Source organism: Pseudoduganella sp. R-43 (assembly GCF_049913255.1).
Lineage (GTDB): Bacteria > Pseudomonadota > Gammaproteobacteria > Burkholderiales > Burkholderiaceae_D > Rugamonas.
Genome location: NZ_CP183988.1, coordinates 5831947 through 5852452, shown reverse-complemented (window position 1 = coordinate 5852452; position 20506 = coordinate 5831947). Strand labels below are relative to the sequence as shown.

Genomic DNA, 20506 nt, shown 5'->3' with positions numbered 1-20506 from the left:
ACATGAAACGCATTAACGCAGGCAAGCTGCGCGCCATTGGCTATGACGAGCGCGCGCGCATGCTGCGCGTCGAATTCGACGACGGCAGCGCCATCGATTACGAAGGCGTGGGGCGCGACGTCTGGCAACGCCTGTCCACCTCGGCTAGCGCGTGGAGCTTCTACCGCGACAACATCGAAGAAGAATTCACCGGCCGCAAAGGGCGCGCCAAGCCGCAGCCGGGAACGCGTCCCGCCGGCCTTGACGAGCTGTTCGATTGAAAGTCGGGGTCAGGTCTGGCAATCGGACATTTCGCAAGCGAAATGTCCGATTGCCAGACCTGACCCCGACTTTCAATTACATGTCTTTCAGTGCAGTGATGGCGTAGCCTTTGCTGCCCATCTGCTGGGTCAGCCGGTCGATGTGGTAGTCAGGCAGGACTTGCACATCATCATCGACCTCCAGCGATTGCTCGGCTGGCAGCCAGTCGGTGTTGATGGCTTCCTGTGGGATGGGTTTGCCCTCGGGCACGGCGAGGTAGGAAAAAATGCCGTCATGTTCGGCACGACGATAGATATCCAGGCGCATCTTCATCTCCCTTCAACTAGTCCTACGCACAGGCTGGCGTAACGCTTTGATTCTACTCTGCTTGCCTGGCTGTGGCCATGCAAGATTGCCGGCATGGCCAGCGCAAAGCAGTAAAATTAACCTGGATCAACATACTTCCCTGAAGCCCGCGAATTCCCTTATGCGTTTTCCGTTCTTGCTGCCGGCCGCCGGTTTTGTCCTGACCTACCTGCTGTTCGACTGGATCACCTATGTCGAGCCGCTGCTGGGGCTGAACATCACGCCGTGGAACCCTGACACGGCACTGGGCCTGGTGTTCTGGCTGGTGTATGGGCGGCGCGCCGCGCTGCCGTGGTTCCTGGCCCTGGTGGCGGGCGATGTCCTGGTGCGCGGCCTGCCCGGCGGCCCGGCAGGCACCCTGCTCACGGCTGCGTGGTTGCTGTGCGGCTACGGCCTGCTGGGAGAAGCCCTGCGCCGGGCGCTGGGCGGCGGCGCCATCTTCAGTTCGCGCTCCAGCTTCTATCGCTGGCTGCTGATGGTTGCAGCCGGCACCATGCTGAATGCAGTCGGCCATATCAGCCTGCTGGCTTGGCTTGGGCTGGTGCCGTGGGACGACTGGCTGCGCGCGGTATGGCGCTTCGGCTTCGGCGACATGGTGGGCGTCGTGGTCAGCATGCCGCTGCTGTGGAAACTGGCCAACCCGCAGGACCGGGCGCGCCTGGGCGAAGCCACCTGGAAGCCGGAAACCCTGGGTTACCTGGCGCTGGCGATCTTCGTGCTGTGGGCGGTGTTCGGCTACATCATGACGGCCGAATTCAAGCATTTCTATTTCCTGTTCCTGCCGTTGATCTGGGCCGCCTCGCGCCAGGGCGTGCATGGCGCGGCCCTGGTGGTGTTCGTGCTGCAGCTGGCCATCGTGGCCCTGGTCAGGGCTAACCATGCCAACAACATCACCGTGTCCGAGCTGCAGGTGCTCGATGCCGTGCTGGCGCTGGTGGGCTTCTTCATCGGCATCGTGGTCGACGAACGGCGCCAAGTGGCGGAGGAACTGAAGCAAACCCTGCGCCTGGCCGCGGCCGGCGAAATGGCGGCCGCGCTGGCACATGAGCTGAACCAGCCGATGACGGCGCTGGCGGTGTACGGCAAGGCCTGCGAGCACCTGCTGGCGCGCGGCGAGGCGGGCGACCTGCTGAAGAACGCCATCGGCCAGATGATCAATGAATCGGCGCGCGCGGCGGAAGTGGTGCGCCGCCTGCGCGACTTCTTCCGCACCGGCGCCATGCAGCTCGAGACCGTCAGTGCGGCGGCCCTGCAGGCGGGCATCGTGCAGCAGTTTGGCCCGCAATTCGCCGAACATGGGGTGGAAGTCAGGGTTGCCGAGGCGCCGGCGCTGGCGGTGCAGGTCGACCGCCTGCAGATGGAGCTGGTCCTGCGCAACCTGCTGGCCAATGCCCTGGATGCGGTACGCATGCGTCCCGCAGGACAGCGCAGCATCCGGCTCATGGCGGAAAACGTCGGCGGCAAGCTGCGCTTCACGGTGGAAGACAGCGGCGACGGCCTGACGCAGCAGGCGGCCGGACGCCTGTTCGAGCCTTTTGTATCGACCAAGGCCAGCGGCATGGGGCTGGGGCTGGTGCTGAGCCGCTCCATCGTGGAGGCGCACGGCGGGACTTTATGGGCAGAAGTTGCCGGCCACGGCGTCTTTCGTTTTATACTGCCGGCGCTGGACTCTGGAGAATAGCCTTGTCAAACCTTACCGTTTTCATTGTCGACGATGATCCGTCGCTGCGCGATGCCCTTGGCCTGCTGCTGGGCGTGCGCGGTTATCGCACCGCCGTTTTTGCCAGTGCCGAAGCCTTCCTGCAGGCCTGGCTGCCCGAATGGGCCGGCTGCCTGGTGGCCGACATCCGCATGGCCGGCATGGACGGCCTGGCCTTGCAGCGCAAGCTCAACGAGATGAACTGCCTGCTGCCGGTGATTATCGTGACCGGCCATGGCGACGTCAGTTCGGCGCGCGAAGCCTTCAAGGCGCGCGCCGTCGATTTCCTGGAAAAGCCGTTCGACGACGACAAGCTGATTGCGGCCATCGAGGAAGCGTTCTCGATGCAGTTGCGCCAGCGCCAGGACCACGACCGCCGCCAGCAGCGCGACCAGTTGCTGGCCGAGCTGACTCCGCGTGAGCGCGAAGTGTTCGAGTTGGTGGTGATGGGACGCCATAACCGGGAGATCGCCCCCCAGCTGAACATCAGCGTGCGCACCGTGGAAGTCCACAAGGCGCGCCTGATGGCCAAGCTGGGCGTGGATAACGTGGCCGACCTGGTGCGCGTCGCGCTACGCGACTAAATTGCGTGCTTAAGTTGCGCTGGCGCGCAGCTCGCGCAGGCCGGCCACGGCTTGCGTGGTCTTGTCGATTGCCCGCTGCAGCACCGCCGAGCGGTTGCTTGATTCCTGGTCGCGTTTCGCTTCGCGGTGCCACAGGTGATAGACCTCGGTGGCAAAGGCCCCGCTCTTGCGCATCACGCCCGCGTTGAACAGGCGCAGCACCAGGTCGGAATCTTCGTGGCCCCAGCCGGTGAAGCTCTCGTCGAAGCCGTTCACCAGGTCAAGGTCGCTGCGCCATGCCGCCATATTGCAGCTCTTGATACGGCGCCAGGTAAAGTGTTTGCTTTCACGCCCCACGTCCGGCAAGGTCAGTATCGTCTGCAGGAATTTATTGGCGCCGCCGGTCAGGTACAGCTTGAGTTTCTCCAAGGGGCCAAGGCGCTGGATGTCGAGGTGCTGCTCCAGCAGTCGACGCGTATAGGTTTCGCTAAGCAGCACGCGGCTGCCCGTCACCACATGGCCGCGCCTGGCCAGGCGGCGGTGGCTGGAGATGAAGTTCTTCTGCGGCACGCAGTCGCCGTCGATGAAGACGATGTATTCGCCTTGCGCTGCAAGAATGCCCAGGTTGCGCGCGCGCGCCGCGCGAAAACCGATATCTTCCTGCCACACGTGCTTCAGCGGCACCGGGGAGCGCGCCTGCAAGGCGGCCACGGTACCCCGCGTGTTGTTGGTCGATCCGTCATCGGCGATAATGATCTCGAAATCTTGATCGTCCTGCGCAAAACAGGCCTCCACCACGGCCGTCAGGGCGTCCGGACGATTGTATGTGGTGATAATTAACGAGATGGTTGAAGCTAGTTGCATGGATGCCAAAAGATTAAGAAGAAATGCCGTCCTGCTGGCGGATGCCAATCCGCCAGTATACCAGTGCCGGATGCACGATTCGAATTGCGCCGGACAGGAGGCCTGCCGGTGAGGACCCTGGTGATTTCTCCCAACTGGATCGGCGATGCCGTGATGGCGCAGCCGCTGCTGCAGCGCCTGAAAGCGCTGCACCCGGAGCGCCCGATCGACGTGCTGGCGCCGCCGGCCGTGTCGCCGGTCTGGCGCCAGATGCCGGAAGTGGCCGAAGTGCTGGAAACGCCGTTCCGCCATGGCGCACTGCAGTTGAAGGAGCGCTGGCGCTATGCGCGCCTGCTGCGCCAGCGCGGCTACGCTGACGCCTATATCCTGCCCAATACCCTGAAGTACGCCCTGATCCCCTGGCTGGCCGGCATTCCGCGCCGCGTCGGCTACAAGGGAGAAAGCCGTTATGGCTTGATCAACGTGATGCACCATGACGACACGCCGCCGAGGCCGATGGTGCCGTTCTACGCCGCCCTGGCCGACGCGCCGGGAGCGCCGCTGCGCAGCGGCATGCCCAAGCCGCGCATGGCCGCCAGCAGCGAGCAAATGGCCGCTGCCTGCGCCAAGGTCGGCCTGGACCCGGCGCGACCGCTGGTGGTGTTTGCACCCGGCGCCGAGTTCGGGGGCGCCAAGCGCTGGCCGCCCGCGCATTTCGGCCAGCTGGCGCAGCATATCCTGGCGCGCGACCCGCAAGCCCAGGTTGCGCTCCTCGGTTCGCCCAAGGATGGCCCGACTTGCGACGACGTCATTGCTGCAGCCGGCGCCCCTGCCGGCCTGGTCAGCCTGGCCGGCAAGACCAGCCTGTCCGATGCAGTGGCCTTGATCGCACGTTCTGCGGCTGTGGTCAGCAACGACTCCGGGCTGCTGCATGTGGCCTCCGCGCTGAACCGGCCAGTGATCGCCATCTACGGCCCGACCGATCCCGATCACGCGCCGCCATTCTCCGACCTGGCCGCCTCGATCTCGCTGCGACTGGAATGCTCGCCATGCCGCCAGCGCGAATGCCCGCTCGGCCATCAAAACTGCATGCACGGCATCAGTTCTGGCCAAGTGTGGCAAACGCTGGAGCCAATGCTCAGCCGTTGACCACCGGCTGGGCGATGATCCAGAGGCTCAGCAAGGTGTAAGACACCATCAGCGCCAGCATCGGCAACTGACTGCGGCTGGCGCGTGTGCCGAACTGGCGCAAGGCAGTCTGGTGCCCCAGCCAGACCGCCGCCACGTGCCCCGCCACGATGGCGAACAGCGACACGTACCAGACCATGCGCGCATCCACGATGCCTAGCCGGATGAAGTAGAAGCGCGTGCCGAACAGGTCCCACCCCAGGTTGAGCGGATCGGAAGCGAGGGGGATCAGGTATTGCCCCGCCATCGCCAGGAAGGACAGGTAGTGGGCGAAATGGTAGGCGATTGCGATCGGCACCAGCGTCAGCACGTACCAGCCGGCGGTCGTGGCCAGCGAAGCGCCGCCGCCGCACCAGGCGATGGCACGGCATACGGCAAGATAGGCCAGCAGGAACAAGGCCGGCAAGAGACCTAGCGTGGCGGCGCGCAGCAGGACGGGCGGCCATGGCAGGGCGGCTTGCAAATCCAGCCACAGTTGGGTCTCCAGCAGGCCATCAAAACTGACAGAGGCCAGCATCAGCATCACCAGCACGATATGCGACCAGCCCAGCGGCGCGCCGAGCAGTAGTCCGGCGCCGAAAGGCCGCAGTTGCCAGCGGCCGTCCTGCACCTGGTTCGGTGCAAAGCGCGCCAGCAAGCCGAAGACCACAGCAAACACCTCGCCATGCGCCAGCCATGTGCGTCGCCCGAATACGAACATGCCCAGCCAGGAAAGGCAGGAATAAGCCAGCATGGCGGCCGCCAGGCTGGCCGGCTGCTCGCTGCCCTCCCAGTTCAATTCCATGTTCACGAACGCGAGGAACAGCAGGGCGGCCGGCCACACGCCTGCCCACTGGGGCCAGGCCAGCTTGCCGGGCCGGTCGCCCAGCACCCAGCGGTAAAGGGTATCGAGCGGATTGACCAGCGCCCACAGGTCGCCCAGCAAGGCCGATACGAAGGCCATGCCGACCCACCAAATGGCCCAGACCATGGCGGGCGCGATATTCTTAAAGGGGTTCTGCGTGCCGACAAACCCGGCGCACAGCACGAGAAGGTACAGTGCCAGCACCGCCAGCCGCAGGCTGGTCGCGAGCGCGCCAGCCAGGGGCACTTTTCGAAGCAAAATGAAAGCTTGCCCAACGGGGCGTGGCTGCATATTGCGCTGGCGCGCCAGCAAGAGGAAGGTGACAGCGACAGTGGCCGCGGCGCCTGCCATGAACATCCACAAGGGCAGCGGCAGGTCGAAGCGCTGGCCGAATCCGTGCGCCAGCGCAGGCAGGGGAATGGCTGCCAGCAGCCAGCGCTTCATCTGGGAATGACTTCCACGTAAAGCAGCGCCGGCGCGTGGTGGTGCCCCTTGCCATGCGCCGCAAGGGGAAAGCGGCCCGCGGCTTGTGCCTGCAGCTGCAGGCGCCCCGGGATGCCGGGCTTGAGCGACAACATCCGGTCATAGCCATGCAGGTGCAGGTCGAGCGCTGTATCGCTGCGTAATTCGAGCACCAGCGTATCGCCCTGCGGCACGCGCACGGTGGGTGCCGGATTGGCAATGCGCTGCTGCCTGACTTCGAAGCTGGCACTTTGTTGCGCGGACCACACAGGCGTCCCTGCCAACAGCGTTAGCGTTGCAAACAGCCAGTATTGGCGGGGCAGGCGCATATGGAGATTCTAGTCCAGCAGGCGTAATATGCAACGACTGACCCTGCACAAGAAGGAGTGGACCATGCGTATCCGTTTCCTGCTTCCCCTCGCGGTCGCCCTGGGCATCCCCGCCCTGGCCAGCGCCGAAATCCTGGCGATGATGAATTATGAAAGCAAGTCCGCCGAGTCGCTCAAGGCGCTCAAGAATCCCGTGGCGCCGGCGTCACGCAAGGAGGGCATCGCGATTGTCGATGTCGATCCCAACTCCAAGGCCTTCGGCAAGATCGTCAAGGACATCCCGCTGCCGGCCGACCTGGTGGCGCACCACATCTTCTACAACCACGACATGAGCAAGGCCTACATCACGGCGCTGGGCAAGACCGAGCTGCGCGTGATGGACATGAAGTCGAAGGACTATGCCATGACCACCGTCAGCATTCCCGACTGCAGCGTGGGCGAGGATATCGCCTTCTCACCCGACCACAAGCGCTGGTATGTGAGCTGCATGGGCAGCCAGGCCATGGTGGTGGGCGACGCCCATAGCGACAAGGTGCTTTCCACCATCAAGGTGGCGGCGCCATATCCGCATGGGCTGGCCGTTTCCGGTGCGGCAGACCGCATCCTGCTCACGTCGACCGTGCGCGCCTCCGACCTGAGCGACCCGGGGGAAGTGATCAGCGCGGTGGAAGCCAGCACCGGCAAGGTGCTGGGCACCTACAAGGTATCGAGGAAAGCTTCACCCGCAGGCGAAGCGCCGGTCGAAGTCCTGTTCGTGCCGAATGCAAAACCCGCCGTGGCCTACATCACCAATATGTATGGCGGCACGCTGTGGACCGCAAGCTGGAACAAGGACAAGAAGGACTTCGAAGTGGCGCAGGTGTACGACTTTGCCGAGGCCAAGGCAGGCGTACCGCTTGAGATCTACTTCAACAAGGCCGCCACGCGCATGTACGTAACCAGCGCGAAGCCGGGCCAACTGCACGTCTTCGACATTTCAGCCAAGGCCGGCGAGCCAAAGCTGCTCAAGTCCATCCCCGCAGCGGAAGGCGCGCACCACGTGGCCTTTACCAAGGACGGCAAATACGCCTTCGTGCAGAATGCCTTGCTCAACCTGCCGGGCATGAGCGATGGTTCGGTCACCGTGGTTGACCTGCAGTCCGGCACCGTCGTCACCAGCATGGACACGCTGAAGAACGCCGGCTTGAACCCGAACAGCATTGTGCTGCTGCCGCAGTGGAATGAGATGATGGGACATTGAACTTGCCCTCGGTGCCGTGCCAGCTGCCGGCACCGGGGGTATACTCGCGGCATGACACCGCTGGTCCTGATTCCCGGCTATATGCTGGACGACGCCTTATGGGATGGCATGCTGCCGTTCCTGCCTCCTGAACTCCCGCTGCATTTCGCCAGCCTGGCCGAAGGCGATTCCATTGCTTCCATGGCGCAGGCCGTGCTGGCGAAGTGCCCGTCGCGATTCACCTTGCTCGGTTTCTCGATGGGCGGATATGTCGCGCGCGAAATCGTCCGTCTCGCGCCCGGCCGCGTGCAGGCGCTGGCGCTGGTCGCCACTTCCAGCCGGGCTGATCTGCCGCTGCAGGTCGAACAGCGTACCAGGGCCGCGCGCGCCACGCCGCTCGGCCCTTTCCGTGGACTGGGCCGCGCCGCCATCGCGCAATCGCTGCATCGCGACAATGTTGCCAACGAAGCGCTGGTGGCGCGGGTGCGCGCGATGGGCGAACGCCTGGGCCGCGAGGTCTTCGTGCGCCAGTCGCTGATTGTGCGCGACGCCGATACAGCCTGCCTGTCCGACATCCAATGTCCGACCCTGGTTGTCGCGGCAGCCGGAGACCAGTTGCGCAGGCCCGAAGAAGCGCGCGAACTGGCCGAGGGCATCCCTGGCGCAAAGCTGGCGACAATCCCCCACGCAGGCCACCTGATTCCGCTCGAGCAGCCGCAGTCGCTGGCAACCGCCATCACCGTGATTTTTCAATAGAAAATTTCCTTAGTATTAACGCTATACTCCGCCAACTTTCACAGGAGGCTAGGTATGCGTACCTTGATGAGCGGAGCGCTGGCGGTGGGGATGATGTTTGCGTCGGTGGCGCAGGCAAGCTGCCATGCAGCGTTGAAACAGCGCCTGCCGCAGGCGGGGACTGTCATTTTTGGCGAGATCCATGGCACGAACGAGATTCCAGCATTCTTCTCCGCCTGCGTCCGTGAGTTCCTCGACCGCGGAGAGACGGTCAAGGTGTTCCTGGAGCTTGATGCCGCAGACACCGAACATACGGCAAAGTACCTGCGTGGCGAAATCGACGAAGCGGCTTTGTTGTCATCACCGCGCTGGCGGGTGCATGATGGGCGAACCAGCCTGGCCATGCTGGAACTGCACCGCGCGCTGAAAGGTGTACCGGTGGTCGGTTTTGTACCGGGAAGGGGAGTTGCAGACAGCAACGCCGCAATGGGCGAAAATTTCCTGCGGCATCGGCTGGAAAACGGATACAACCTGGTCTTGGTAGGAGGAACCCATGCACAGCTGGCGGCTGGGAAGGGCGACAGCTTTACTTCGGTCCCATTCGGCCAATATGTTCAGGCCAGGTCAAACAACGTTCTCAGCTTGAACGCGCGCTACACTGGGGGCGAGGCATGGGCTTGCGCGCCGTATTGCGATGCCAATCCGCTCGACGGCAATGAACCGGACGGCGCCACGCCGGCCAAACGCATCGGCTTCGAGGATAAAGACCGCCGCTTCAACGGCTACTTCAGTGTTGGCAGAGTCACCGCATCGCCGCCGGCAGTCGAGAAGTAATTGGCGTAAGTCTTCGTCACATCAGGATAACGTCGTACTGCTCCTGATGGTAGCTGGTCTCGACCTGCAGCGAAATCTTCTTGCCAATGAAGTCGCCCAGCATCGCCAGATGCTGCGATTCTTCTTCCAGGAACAGGTCGACTACTTCCTGCGAGGCGAGGATGCGGAATTCGCGCGGGTTGAACTGCTTGGCTTCGCGCAGCAGTTCGCGCAGGATTTCGTAGCAGATGGTGCGCGAGGTCTTGACCTGGCCTTTGCCTTCGCAGGCGGGGCAGGGCTCGCACAGGATGTGGGCCAGCGATTCGCGCGTGCGCTTGCGCGTCATCTCCACCAGTCCCAGCGCGGAGAAGCCGGACACCGACACCTTGGTTCGGTCGCGCGCCAGGGCCTTCTTCAGCTCCGCGAGCACGGCGTTGCGGTGCTCGTTGTTCTCCATGTCGATGAAGTCGAGGATGATGATGCCGCCCAGGTTGCGCAGGCGCAGTTGGCGCGCGATGGCGTGCGCCGCTTCCAGGTTGGTCTTGAAGATGGTGTCGGCAAAATTGCGGCCGCCGACGAAGCCGCCGGTGTTGACGTCGATGGTCGTCATGGCCTCGGTCTGGTCGACGATCAGGTAGCCGCCGGACTTCAGGTCGACGCGGCGGCCCAGGGCACGGTGGATTTCTTCTTCCACACCGTACAGGTCGAACAGCGGGCGCTCGCCGGTGTAGTGCTGCAAACGCGACAGGACCGACGGCGTGTAGACGCGGCCGAACTCCGTCAGCGACAGGAAGTTTTCGCGCGAATCGACCTGGATGGTGGCCGTCTCGTCATGCACGAAGTCGCGCAACACGCGCTGGGCCAGGCTCAAGTCCTGGTGCAGCAGGGAGGTCGGCGGGCGGGTGCGCGCGCCATGGCAGATCGCGCCCCAGGTCTTGCGCAGGTATTCGATGTCGGCCTGCAGGTCGCTGTCCGAGGCGTCTTCGGCCTGGGTGCGCACGATGTAGCCGCCTTTTTCGTCTTCCGGCAGCAGGCCTTGCATGCGCGCGCGCAGCGCTTCGCGGTCGGACTCTTTTTCGATCTTCTGCGAGATGCCGATATGGCCGTCCTGGGGCAGGTAGACCAGCATGCGGCCTGCGATGGAGATCTGGGTCGACAGCCGTGCGCCCTTGGTGCCGATCGGATCCTTGATCACCTGCACGGTCAGCACCTGGCCGTCGAACAGCAGTTTCTCGATCGGGGTCGGGGTCGCGTTCTGGGCGCCGTCATGCGGGCGGGCTTCCCAGATGTCGGCCACGTGCAGGAAGGCGGCACGTTCCAGGCCGATGTCGATGAAGGCCGACTGCATGCCGGGCAGCACCCGCACCACTTTGCCGGAATAGACATTGCCCGCCAGGCCGCGCGTCAGGGTGCGCTCGATATGCAGTTCCTGCACGGCGCCCTGCACGATGAGGGCGACGCGGGTTTCCTGGGGGGTGATATTAATGAGGATATCTTCGTTCATCAGGGGAGTTTCAATCCTGCCTGGCGCAACAGTTGCGCCGTTTCGTACAGCGGCAGGCCCATGATGCCGGAGTGGCTGCCTTCGATGTGTTCAACGAACAGGGAGGCCAGGCCCTGGATGCCATAGCCGCCGGCCTTGTCGTAAGGCTCGGTGGTGGCGCAGTAAGTCTTGATCTCGGCCTCGGTCAGCTTGCCGAAGCGGACGTCGGAGACCTGGGTGATATGGCCTGAAAAATCTTGCGAATGCACGGCCACCGAGGTCAAGACCTGGTGGGTGCGGCCCGACAGCTTGTGCAGCATGTCGGTGGCTTCGCGCACATTGGCTGGTTTGCCGAGGATTTCGCCGTCGATGGTGACGGTGGTGTCGGCAGCCAGGATGGGGCGCAGGATCAGGCGCCGGCGCTGGATCATGTCCCAGGCGAAATCGGCCTTTTCCTGGGCCACGCGGCCGACATAGGCCAGCGGCTCTTCGCCGGCATGGACGTCTTCGCTGACATCCGGCCCGCGCGGGCCGTCATTACGCAGCAGGAGCAACTCAAAGTCCACGCCGATCTGGCGCAGCAATTCGCGCCGGCGAGGACTCTTGGAAGCCAGGTAGATCTTTTTTTCGGCCAGTTTCATCGTATGCCTTAGGGTTTAGACACGATGATAAGGGTGGTTTTGCGTTATTGTCCACGCCCTGTACAACTGTTCGGCCAGCATGACGCGTACCATGCCATGCGGGAGGGTCAGGCTGGACAGGCGAATCATGCCTTCCGCCTTCGCCTTCAGCCCCGGATCGAGGCCGTCGGCGCCGCCGATCAGGAAGGCCGTATCGCGGCCATCCTGCTGCCAGGCTTCCAGCTGCTGGGACAGGCCCACGCTGGTCAGGTCCTTGCCACGCTCATCGAGGGCGATGATGCGCACCGATTTCGGCAGGGCCGCCTCGATACGCTCCCTTTCCAGGGCCATGGCGGTGGCTGCCGTCTTGCTGCCGGAACGCTCGACGGGCTTGATCTCTTTCAGCACGATGCGCAGTTCCGGCGGCATGCGCTTCACGTATTCGGTGAAGCCGCTTTCGATCCAGGCCGGCATCTTATGGCCGACCGCAGCGATGATCAGCTGCACTTACTCAGCCGCAGCAGCCTTCTTCAGGCGCTTGATGACGGTCTTGACCGGCGTTGCGGCTGCAGCGGCGGCTTTCTTTTCCTTGGCGGCCTTGGCGGATGCCTCGGCGGTCTTGGTCGAAGCGACCTTCACTTTCTTGCCTTCCGGCGCGACGACCTTCGGCGCGGCCTTTTTGGCGGCGGCTTTCTTGGCCACGGCGCCGGCAGCGGCGGTTGCCTTCACGGTGCCAGGCTTCTTGGCCGCTGCTTTCTTCTCGACCACGGCTTCGGCGGCTTTGGCAGCCTTGGTGGCAGCCAGGTGGCCGGATTTCTTCGGCGCAGCCTCTTTTTCCGCTGCAGCCTTGCCTTCGGCGGTGGACTTGCGCTTGGCGGCGCCCAGTTTCACCGGCTTTTCGCCCCAGATTTCTTCCAGGCGGTAGTAAGCGCGGATCGGCGCCTGCATGATGTGGACGATCATGTCGCCCAGGTCCACCAGCACCCATTCGCCGGTGTCTTCACCCTCGATGCCGATCACGTCGCCGCCGGCTTCCTTCACCTTGTCGCGCACCGAGGCAGCCAGTGCCTTGGTCTGGCGGTTGGAAGTACCGGAAGCGATGGCGATGCGGTCGAAGAGGCTGGTCAGCCCGGTGGTGTCGAACAGGACGATTTCCTGGCCCTTGACGTCTTCCAGGGCGTCCACGACGATGGATTGCAGTTTTTTGATATCCATTATTTAGTTCTTATACAAATTATGTTGTTCAATATAGTCTAGCACTACCGCTGGCAGAAGCGAGTTCGCCCCATCCCCACGTTGTAATGCAGCACGAATGGCAGTGGCCGAGATGTCGACGGCTAAATCAGCCGCCAGCATGGTCATGCCCGCCGGGGTGTTCCTGACCTGATCCGGCGTGGCCAGGCGGCGCTGGAATTCAGCTGCCACCTCGGCCGGCACGTGGGCGTCGTCCAGCTCGAAGCCGGGCCTGGCCGCCACGCAGAAGTGGGCCAGGTCGAACAGGTTGCGCCATTCGTGCCAGGTATTCAGTCGCTGCAGCTGGTCCGCGCCCATCAGGAAGGCCAGCGATACATCGGGCCCTACGTCGGCGCGGATTGCCCGCAACGTTTCGATCGTATAAGTGGCGCTGCCGCGCGCCAGTTCCTGCCAGTCGATCGTGACGGGGCAGGGCAGGCCTTGGAAGGCCAAAGTCAGCATGTCCACCCGCTGCTGCGGCGTCGCCACCAGCGCGCCCTTTTGCCAGGGCAGGGCCGGAATGACGAGCAGTGCATCGGCGTTCAGCAGCTGGACAAATTGCTTGCCAAGCGCGACGTGGCCGTTGTGCACCGGATCGAAACTGCCTCCCAGCAGTGCGATGCAGCGTTTCACTCGGCCAGCCAGTCGCGGTGCGGCAGGAAGTCGGTGGTCAGCGCCGCTTCGGGGCTGCCGTCTTCCGGGTGCCAGTCGTAGCGCCATTTGACGACCGGCGGCATCGACATCAGGATCGCCTCCGTGCGGCCGCCGGACTGCAGGCCGAACAGGGTGCCGCGGTCGAACACCAGGTTGAACTCGACGTAACGTCCGCGGCGGTAGGCCTGGAAGTCGCGTTCGCGTTCACCGTAGGGCGTGTCCTTGCGGGCTTTCACGATCGGCAGGTAGGCGGCCAGGAATGCGTCGCCCACGCTGCGGGTCATTTCAAAACTCTTCTCGAAGCCAAGGGCGTTGAAGTCATCGAAGAAGATGCCGCCCACGCCGCGCGCTTCCTTGCGGTGCTTCAGGTAGAAATACTCGTCGCACCATTTCTTGAATTTCGGGTGCAGGTTCTCGCCATATGGCGCCAGCGCATCGCGGCAGGTGGCGTGGAAGTGCTTCGCGTCTTCCCTGTTGCCGTAATAGGGCGTCAGGTCCATGCCGCCGCCGAACCACCAGACCGGCTTGCCGTCGGCGGTGCTGGTGCTGAAGAAGCGCACGTTCATGTGCACTGTCGGCGCGTACGGATTGCGCGGGTGCAGCACCAGGCTGACGCCCATGGCTTCCCATGGCTGGCCGCCCAGCTCCGGACGGTGCGCCGAGGCCGATGGCGGCAGCTTGGCGCCGGTCACGTGGCTGAAGTTGCAGCCGCCGCGCTCGAAGACGTTGCCTTCTTCGACCAGGCGCGAGATACCGCCGCCGCCTTCCGGGCGTTCCCACGCATCGCGCAGGAATGGCTTGCCGTCCACATCCTCCAGGGCGGAGATGATGCGGTCTTGCAGGCCTAAGAGCCAGGCTTTGACTTCTTGTGGGTTGGGGGCGGTCATTTTCTTCTTGCTTTCTTCCTTAAACCGGTAAACCAGTGTCTGACCCGCAGGGTCAGACACCCCGTTACGCGGCGGTCGCCGGCTGGTGTCGGACCCTGTGGGTCTGACACCGGTTTACTGGTTTTAGTGCTTCAAGCCCCGCCAGCCGATATCGCGGCGGAACTGCACGCCTTCGAAGCCGATCTTGTCGACCGCTTCGTAAGCCTGCTTCTGCGCCATTTTCACGTTGTCGCCCAGGCCCACCACGCACAGCACGCGGCCACCGGAGGTGATCAGCTTGCCCTCCGTGTCATCGGTGGTGCCAGCGTGGAAAGTGACCGAATCCGGGGTTTCAGCCGGAATGCCGTGGATGTGGTCGCCCTTGCGCGGCGCGTCAGGGTAGCCGGCGGCTGCCAGCACCACGCCTACGGCGGTGCGGCGGTCCCATTCCAGTTCCACCTGGTCCAGGCTACCGTTGACGGCGTATTCCATCACGCCCAGCAGGTCGGTCTTCAGGCGCGTCATGATAGGCTGGGTTTCCGGGTCGCCCATGCGGCAGTTGAATTCCAGCGTTTTCGGGTTGCCGGCGGCGTCGATCATCAGGCCCGCGTACAGGAAGCCGGTGAACTGGATGCCGTCTTTCGCCATGCCCTGGATGGTAGGCATGATGATCTCGCGCATCACGCGCGCATGCATGGCCGGGGTCACGATCGGGGCAGGGGAGTAGGCGCCCATGCCGCCGGTGTTCGGGCCCTGGTCGTTGTCCATCAGGCGTTTGTGGTCTTGCGAGGTGGCCAGCGGCAGTACGTTCTTGCCGTCGCACATGACGATGAAGGATGCTTCTTCGCCGGCCAGGAATTCCTCGATCACGATGCGCGCGCCAGCGTCGCCGAAGGCGTTATCGGACAGCATGTGGTCGACCGCGCCATGCGCTTCTTCCAGCGTCATGGCAACCACCACGCCCTTGCCGGCGGCCAGGCCGTCGGCCTTGATGACGATCGGCGCGCCCTTGGCATCCACGTACGCGTGGGCTGCCTTGGCGTCGGCGAAGGTTTCGTATTCGGCGGTCGGGATGCCGTGGCGCTTCATGAAGGCCTTGGCGAAATCCTTGGACGACTCGAGCTGCGCAGCCTCTTTGGTCGGGCCAAAGATTTTCAGGCCGCGCGCGCGGAACAGGTTGACGATGCCGGCAGCCAGCGGCACTTCCGGGCCGACCACGGTCAGGCCGATGTGCTCTTGCTCGACGAAATCGGCCAGCGCGTTCAGGTCGGTGATCGGCACGTTTTCCAGGCGCACATCGCGCGCGGTGCCGCCGTTGCCAGGCGCAACATAGACCATCTGTACGCGTTCCGACTGCGCCAGTTTCCAAGCCAAAGCGTGTTCACGGCCACCCGAGCCGACTACCAGGATCTTCATAAGGATTATTCTTCGATGACAGCGTTGGTATAGATTTCCTGGACGTCGTCCAGGTTTTCCAGTGCATCCAGCAGCTTTTGCATCCTGGCTGCGTCTTCACCGGTGAATACGGTCTCGGTGGCAGGCTTCATGATCACTTCCGCCACTTCGGCCTTGAAGCCAGCCGCTTCCAGCGCATCCTTCACGCCGGCGAAATCGTGCGGGCCGCACAGCACTTCGATGCCGCCTTCTTCGTCGGTCACCACGTCTTCGGCGCCGGCTTCCAGCGCGGCGTCCATCAGCTTGGCTTCATCGGTGCCCGGGGCGAACAGGAACTGGCCGGTGTGCTGGAACATGAACGCCACGGAACCTTCGGTACCCATATTGCCGCCGTATTTGTTGAAGGCATGGCGCACTTCAGCCACGGTACGCACGCGGTTGTCGGTCATGCAGTCCACAATGATGGCTGCGCCGCCGATGCCGTAGCCTTCATAGCGCACTTCTTCATAGTTGGCGCCGTCGCCGCCGCCGGTGCCGCGCGTAATGGCGCGGTTCACGTTGTCCTTCGGCATATTGGCGTCAGCGGCCTTGTCGACTGCCAGGCGCAGGCGCGGATTGGAGTTCAGGTCGCCGCCGCCCATGCGTGCAGCCACCGTGATTTCCTTGATCAGACGCGTCCAGATTTTGCCGCGTTTCGCGTCCGTTGCAGCCTTTTTATGCTTAATATTGGCCCATTTGCTGTGTCCAGCCATGTTCAATCTTCCTTAGACGGTATGCAATCGAGGGCGACATTCTAGCATACCGGTACCTCTATGAATTTGTCGCGCCGGCGCGACCAAAAGTGCCAAGGCACCCCTTGCAGGCATGTTTAGTAGCTTTCCTCGAGGGCATTTCATCGGCTTGTAAAGTTACCATCGTAAAACAACAACTTTTATATTGAAGGAGACTTATGGATCGTCGGCAATTTATCAAATTGGGCGGCTTCATTACTGTATCGGCTGCCACCAGCGGCCTGGTGGGCTGCGGCGGCAGCGATTACACCCCGCCGGCACCCGGCTTGCCGCCCGCGACCGGCGCCAACTGGAAGTTTCCGCAAAGCATAGCCTCCGGCGACCCGCGCGCTGACAGCATCATGCTGTGGACCCGCGTGGTGCCTACCTCCCTCGACGACGTGGCCACCGTCACCGTCAGGAGCGGCGTAACGGTGCGCGTGCAGGTCTCCGCGGCTGACAATACGGCATCCCTGGGCGGCAACAAGGCGCTCGAAGGCACGATGGTGGTCGATGCCCAGATTGAACTGAATGCCGATTTCGATAATACGATCCGCCACAAGGTCACCGGCCTGCAGCCGAATACCGTTTACTTTTACCAGTTCAGCGCAGGCGACGTGCGTTCCAACGTGGCCCGCTTCAAGACCGCGCCGGCGGCCGACGCCAGCGTGTCGCAGCTGCAGTTTGCCTACCTGACCTGCCAGGACTGGAGCATCAACCACTGGGGCGCCCTGGATCATATTGCCAAAAATGAAAAACTGGACTTCATCGTCCACCTTGGCGACTACATTTACGAGACCGTGGGCGAGGCTTTCCAGGTTGGCTCGGTCGAATCCCGCCATGGCGCACTGACCCTGCCGGACGGTACTTTCAAGAATGGCAGCTCGGGCGCGAAATACGCGACCACCCTGGCCGACTACCGCTACCTGTACAAGAAATACCGTACCGACACCCGCCTGCAGGCCGTGCACGAGCGCTTCGCCTTCATCGCGATCTGGGATGACCACGAGTTCAGCGACGATTCCTGGGGCGATACCCAGACCTATTCGGAAGGCGAAAAGCACGACACCAACCGCCGCCGCAGCGCAAACCAGGCCTGGTTCGAGTTCATGCCGGCCGACGTCACGCTGGACAGTGCGGCCACCGGCTTCCAGAACATCAGGATCTACCGTGATTTCCAGTTCGGTAAATTGATGCAACTGGTGATGACCGACGAGCGCCTGTATCGCGCCGACCACGTGGTGCCGGAGCAGATGGCCAATCCGGCCACAGGCCAGCCGCTGGGCAGCATCGGCGCGCGCTACCTGGTGGCGCAGGACCTGTACAGCGCCGCCGAAGCGCAGAAAGTGGCTGCCGTGGGCGGCTCCGATCCATTGGCCGCCATCAGCATGCTGGGCGCCGCCCAGCGCGACTGGTGGAAGAACACCATGAAGGCTTCCACCTCGACCTGGAAACTGTGGGGCAACGAAGTGTCGCTGCTGCGCATGGGCCTGAGCGGCACTGACGCCATCGCCACCCTGGTGGCGCTGCAGGCGGTTGCCAAGCTGGCCACCGACATCGGCACCACGGCTGCAACCTCAACCGGCGGCAATGTGCCGGTTGCCAGCGCGATTGTCGGCGCCATGACCGCCGGCGCTTCGGTTTCCGTGGCTGCTGCGGCCGCGACTGCGATCGCCACTTCCGCCGCCGGAGGCGGCGACACCAGCGCGCGCCTGACGGCTGCCGTCGGCGCCGGGCTGAACTCGACCCAGGCCAGCGTGGCGGTGCTGGCATTCGGCCAGGCGGAAAACTCAGCCAAGTCGGGCGGCAACGCTGTTGCCCAGGCTACCGCAGCCGCGCAAGGCATCGCGATCGGCTACATCAAGCCGGATGTGCAGGCCAAGGGCGCAGCATCGGTGTTTGTGCTTGCATCGGGCCAGGCCGCCGCGCTGGCGCCTTATTTCCGCAAGTTCCTGATCAACTGCGACCAGTGGGACGGCTATAACGCCGAACGCAAGAACCTGATGGCGCACCTGAAGACCAACGGCATCGGCAACGTGGTGGCGCTGACCGGCGACATCCATTCCTTCTTCGCCGGCACAGTGAATGACGATTACGACGCGGCGGGCGGCGGCACGCCGGTGATGGTGGACCTGGTATCGGCCGGCGTCAGCTCCGATTCCTTCTTCACCTACCTGCGCGAAGCTTCGGCGAGCCTTGGCAGCCTGGGCACGCTGGTGTCCCTGCCGCTGTCCGTGCCGGTGCCGAACGTCGGCACCATCGCGCTGAACGTCAACCTGCTGGACTACACGATGGGCAAGGTGTCGCCGACCGCCGATTCCCTGGCGACTTCGCTGATGATCCAGTTGCGCGGCGCGCTTGGCGCGAAAGGCGTGCCGGAGACCGTCCTGGACGCCACCATGGATGCCGTGCTGTCGGCTATCAAGGCCGACTCCAACTTCGCCACCCTGGTCGGCCTGGCGCAGCAGCTGTCCAGTCTGAACAGCAACCCATGGCTGCGTCACGTGAACACCGATGCGCAGGGCTTTACTGTGGTGACCCTGACCCCGGGCTCGCTGGTGGCCCAGTTCAAGCAGGTGAACAAACTGGTTGGCGGCAATGCGCCCGCGACCGTGATCGCCAAGGTCACGACCGCCACCGTCACCGCTGGCCAGGCGGCCGTAGTCGTGTCTTAAACGCCGTCAAAACCGGCACAACGGTGCCCGGCCCGCAGGGTCGGGCACCCGGCATGCGGCGGCCGCAGACCAGTGCCTGACCCTGCGGGTCAGGCACTGACTTGCCGGTTTTAACGGGCCGCCAGCAAGCCTGGCGGCTTGCCGCTACAATGGTGGCATGGAAATAGCCACATCGGAACCGCAGGGCAAACGCGCCGCCTACCTGGGAGGGCTGGCGATTGCTATCGGCGGCGCCGTCCTGTTTTCCACCAAGGCCATCGTGGCCAAGCTGCTGTACCGCTACCACCTCGACGCGGTCACGGTGATCGCCTTCCGCATGCTGTTCTCGCTGCCTGTCTTCGCCGCCATCGCGCTGTGGAAGATGCGCACCGATCCGCCTTTGAGCCGCGCCGATGCCTGGCGCCTGATCGGCCTGGGCCTGGTCGGCTACTACCTGTCATCCTATCTCGATTTCCTCGGACTGCAGTTCATTACCGTCGGGCTGGAGCGGCTGATCCTGTTCCTGACGCCGACCTTCGTGCTGCTGGGCTCCGCCTTATGGCTGAAGAAGCACATCGGCCGCAGCCAGTGGCTCTCGCTGCTGACTGCCTACGCCGGCATTGTGCTGGTGTTCTTCCACGACCTGCGCGATGGCGGCAGCAACGTAGCCCTGGGTTCGCTGCTGGTGCTGGGTTCCGCGCTGGCCTACGCGCTGTACCTGCTGGGGTCCGGCGAAATGGTCAAGCGCCTTGGCTCGCTGCGCCTGGTGTCGTATGCCATGTGCGTGTCGAGCGCCGCCTGCATCGGCCAGTTTTTTATCCTGCGGCCTGCTGGACTGCTGGTGCAGCCGATGGAGGTGTACGGCCTGTCGCTGGTGAACGGCATCCTGTGCACGGTGATGCCGGTATTTATGACCATGGTCGCCGTGCAGCGCATTGGCGCCGGCCCGGCTTCGCTGGCGGGCATGATCGGTCCTGTCTCCACCCTGTTCTTTGGCGCCGTCATCCTGTCCGAACCCGTCACCAGCTGGCAACTGGCGGGAACGGTCCTGGTGCTGGCCGGTATCTATCTGCTGTCGAAAGTGAAAGGTAAAGAGAAATGATGCCCCGCATTGCCCTGATTGCCCACGACAAGAAAAAAGACGACATGATCGCGCTGGCCCGCGAGTACGCTGCCTTCCTGCGCACCTGCAAGCTGTGCGCGACCGGTACCACGGGCGGCCGCCTGATTGCAGAAGTGGGCCTGACCGTGGAGCGCAAGCACTCCGGCCCGCTGGGCGGCGACCTGCAGATCGGCTCCCTGCTGGTAGATGGCCATATCGACGCCATCATCTTCCTGCGCGACCCGATGACGCCACAGCCGCACGAGCCGGATATCAATGCACTGGTGCGCGCCTGCGACGTGCACAACGTTGCTTGCGCTACCAATTTGGCAAGCGCCCACCTGGTGCTGTCGCAACTGCAGGCTGATGCCGCAAAATCGCAGCCTGTCGCATGATTCTTGGCCGGCGCCGCGCGCGCTGGCAATGTA

22 protein-coding genes are annotated in these 20506 nt (G+C 63.6%); 10 read left to right on the top strand and 12 right to left on the bottom strand.

Annotated features, from left to right (window positions below; translation table 11 throughout):
* Positions 1 to 2: 2 nt before the first annotated feature.
* Positions 3 to 260, top strand: a complete 258-nt coding sequence (locus ACN9M3_RS26690) for a KTSC domain-containing protein (protein WP_426319143.1) — start codon at positions 3 to 5, stop codon at positions 258 to 260.
* Between the two features lie 76 nt (positions 261 to 336).
* Here ACN9M3_RS26690 and ACN9M3_RS26685 read toward each other — a convergent pair whose 3' ends face one another.
* Positions 337 to 567, bottom strand: coding sequence for a DUF6139 family protein (locus ACN9M3_RS26685; RefSeq protein WP_426172307.1), 231 nt, complete (start codon positions 565 to 567; stop codon positions 337 to 339).
* 160 nt (positions 568 to 727) lie between these two features.
* Between ACN9M3_RS26685 and ACN9M3_RS26680 the strand changes: the two genes are divergently transcribed.
* Both ACN9M3_RS26680 and ACN9M3_RS26675 read left to right on the top strand, forming a co-directional pair.
* The gene (locus ACN9M3_RS26680; protein ID WP_426319142.1) at positions 728 to 2287 is read left to right on the top strand and encodes an ATP-binding protein; all 1560 of its coding nucleotides are present in this window, start codon (positions 728 to 730) and stop codon (positions 2285 to 2287) included.
* Positions 2288 to 2289: 2 nt separating this feature from the next.
* Complete coding sequence (locus ACN9M3_RS26675) at positions 2290 to 2889, top strand: response regulator transcription factor (protein WP_426164492.1); 600 nt, start codon at positions 2290 to 2292, stop codon at positions 2887 to 2889.
* A gap of 9 nt (positions 2890 to 2898) precedes the next feature.
* On the opposite strand, the gene ACN9M3_RS26670 is transcribed toward ACN9M3_RS26675, so the two are convergent.
* Positions 2899 to 3732 (bottom strand): glycosyltransferase family 2 protein, encoded by an 834-nt coding sequence (locus ACN9M3_RS26670; protein WP_426319141.1) that lies wholly within the window; start codon positions 3730 to 3732, stop codon positions 2899 to 2901.
* Positions 3733 to 3840: 108 nt separating this feature from the next.
* On the opposite strand from ACN9M3_RS26670, the gene waaF reads away from it, so the two are divergent.
* Positions 3841 to 4860, top strand: coding sequence for a lipopolysaccharide heptosyltransferase II (waaF, locus tag ACN9M3_RS26665; protein WP_426319140.1), 1020 nt, complete (start codon positions 3841 to 3843; stop codon positions 4858 to 4860).
* On the opposite strand, the gene ACN9M3_RS26660 is transcribed toward waaF, so the two are convergent.
* Both ACN9M3_RS26660 and ACN9M3_RS26655 read right to left on the bottom strand, forming a co-directional pair.
* Entirely contained in the window at positions 4850 to 6187 is a 1338-nt protein-coding gene (locus tag ACN9M3_RS26660) for a hypothetical protein (RefSeq protein WP_426319139.1), read from the bottom strand. The genes waaF and ACN9M3_RS26660 overlap by 11 nt on opposite strands.
* A complete protein-coding gene (locus ACN9M3_RS26655; protein WP_426164484.1) occupies positions 6184 to 6534 on the bottom strand; it encodes a hypothetical protein in 351 nt (116 codons plus the stop codon). The genes ACN9M3_RS26660 and ACN9M3_RS26655 overlap by 4 nt, the downstream gene beginning before the upstream one ends.
* Before the next feature lie 28 nt (positions 6535 to 6562).
* Here ACN9M3_RS26655 and ACN9M3_RS26650 point away from each other — a divergent pair, with 28 nt between their 5' ends.
* From ACN9M3_RS26650 to ACN9M3_RS26640, 3 genes are read left to right on the top strand one after another with little or no spacing between them, the layout of a single operon-like run.
* Positions 6563 to 7774, top strand: a complete 1212-nt coding sequence (locus tag ACN9M3_RS26650; protein ID WP_426319138.1) for a YncE family protein — start codon at positions 6563 to 6565, stop codon at positions 7772 to 7774.
* A gap of 51 nt (positions 7775 to 7825) precedes the next feature.
* Positions 7826 to 8509 carry an alpha/beta fold hydrolase gene (locus ACN9M3_RS26645; RefSeq protein WP_426319137.1) on the top strand — a complete coding sequence of 228 codons (684 nt, stop codon included), beginning with the start codon at positions 7826 to 7828 and terminating at the stop codon, positions 8507 to 8509.
* Between the two features lie 54 nt (positions 8510 to 8563).
* On the top strand, positions 8564 to 9322 hold the full coding sequence (locus ACN9M3_RS26640) for a hypothetical protein (RefSeq protein ID WP_426319136.1): 759 nt from the start codon (positions 8564 to 8566) through the stop codon (positions 9320 to 9322).
* A 16-nt stretch (positions 9323 to 9338) separates the two neighbouring features.
* Here the strand turns inward: ACN9M3_RS26640 and rng are convergent, their stop codons facing one another.
* The 8 genes from rng to ACN9M3_RS26600 all read right to left on the bottom strand — a co-directional run bounded on the left by rng (position 9339) and on the right by ACN9M3_RS26600 (position 16304).
* Positions 9339 to 10805 carry a ribonuclease G gene (rng, locus tag ACN9M3_RS26635; RefSeq protein ID WP_426319135.1) on the bottom strand — a complete coding sequence of 489 codons (1467 nt, stop codon included), beginning with the start codon at positions 10803 to 10805 and terminating at the stop codon, positions 9339 to 9341.
* Complete coding sequence (locus ACN9M3_RS26630) at positions 10805 to 11425, bottom strand: Maf family protein (RefSeq protein WP_426319134.1); 621 nt, start codon at positions 11423 to 11425, stop codon at positions 10805 to 10807. Before ACN9M3_RS26630 ends, rng begins: the two co-directional genes overlap by 1 nt.
* Positions 11426 to 11440: 15 nt before the next feature.
* Complete coding sequence (gene rlmH / locus ACN9M3_RS26625) at positions 11441 to 11911, bottom strand: 23S rRNA (pseudouridine(1915)-N(3))-methyltransferase RlmH (protein ID WP_130310589.1); 471 nt, start codon at positions 11909 to 11911, stop codon at positions 11441 to 11443.
* Positions 11912 to 12619, bottom strand: a complete 708-nt coding sequence (gene rsfS / locus ACN9M3_RS26620; protein ID WP_426164470.1) for a ribosome silencing factor — start codon at positions 12617 to 12619, stop codon at positions 11912 to 11914.
* A 3-nt stretch (positions 12620 to 12622) separates the two neighbouring features.
* Positions 12623 to 13270: a nicotinate-nucleotide adenylyltransferase gene (locus ACN9M3_RS26615; RefSeq protein ID WP_426164468.1), complete on the bottom strand. Its 648-nt coding sequence runs from the start codon at positions 13268 to 13270 to the stop codon at positions 12623 to 12625.
* Complete coding sequence (gene hemF / locus ACN9M3_RS26610; protein WP_426319133.1) at positions 13267 to 14178, bottom strand: oxygen-dependent coproporphyrinogen oxidase; 912 nt, start codon at positions 14176 to 14178, stop codon at positions 13267 to 13269. The genes ACN9M3_RS26615 and hemF overlap by 4 nt, the downstream gene beginning before the upstream one ends.
* Positions 14179 to 14301: 123 nt before the next feature.
* Positions 14302 to 15573: a phosphoribosylamine--glycine ligase gene (gene purD / locus ACN9M3_RS26605; protein WP_426164464.1), complete on the bottom strand. Its 1272-nt coding sequence runs from the start codon at positions 15571 to 15573 to the stop codon at positions 14302 to 14304.
* A 5-nt stretch (positions 15574 to 15578) separates the two neighbouring features.
* Complete coding sequence (locus tag ACN9M3_RS26600; RefSeq protein WP_426319132.1) at positions 15579 to 16304, bottom strand: YebC/PmpR family DNA-binding transcriptional regulator; 726 nt, start codon at positions 16302 to 16304, stop codon at positions 15579 to 15581.
* A 197-nt stretch (positions 16305 to 16501) separates the two neighbouring features.
* On the opposite strand from ACN9M3_RS26600, the gene ACN9M3_RS26595 reads away from it, so the two are divergent.
* The 3 genes from ACN9M3_RS26595 to ACN9M3_RS26585 all read left to right on the top strand — a co-directional run bounded on the left by ACN9M3_RS26595 (position 16502) and on the right by ACN9M3_RS26585 (position 20473).
* Positions 16502 to 18997: an alkaline phosphatase D family protein gene (locus ACN9M3_RS26595; protein WP_426319131.1), complete on the top strand. Its 2496-nt coding sequence runs from the start codon at positions 16502 to 16504 to the stop codon at positions 18995 to 18997.
* Between the two features lie 157 nt (positions 18998 to 19154).
* Positions 19155 to 20078, top strand: coding sequence for a DMT family transporter (locus ACN9M3_RS26590; protein WP_426319130.1), 924 nt, complete (start codon positions 19155 to 19157; stop codon positions 20076 to 20078).
* On the top strand, positions 20075 to 20473 hold the full coding sequence (locus ACN9M3_RS26585) for a methylglyoxal synthase (RefSeq protein ID WP_426319129.1): 399 nt from the start codon (positions 20075 to 20077) through the stop codon (positions 20471 to 20473). The genes ACN9M3_RS26590 and ACN9M3_RS26585 overlap by 4 nt, the downstream gene beginning before the upstream one ends.
* Positions 20474 to 20506: the final 33 nt, after the last annotated feature.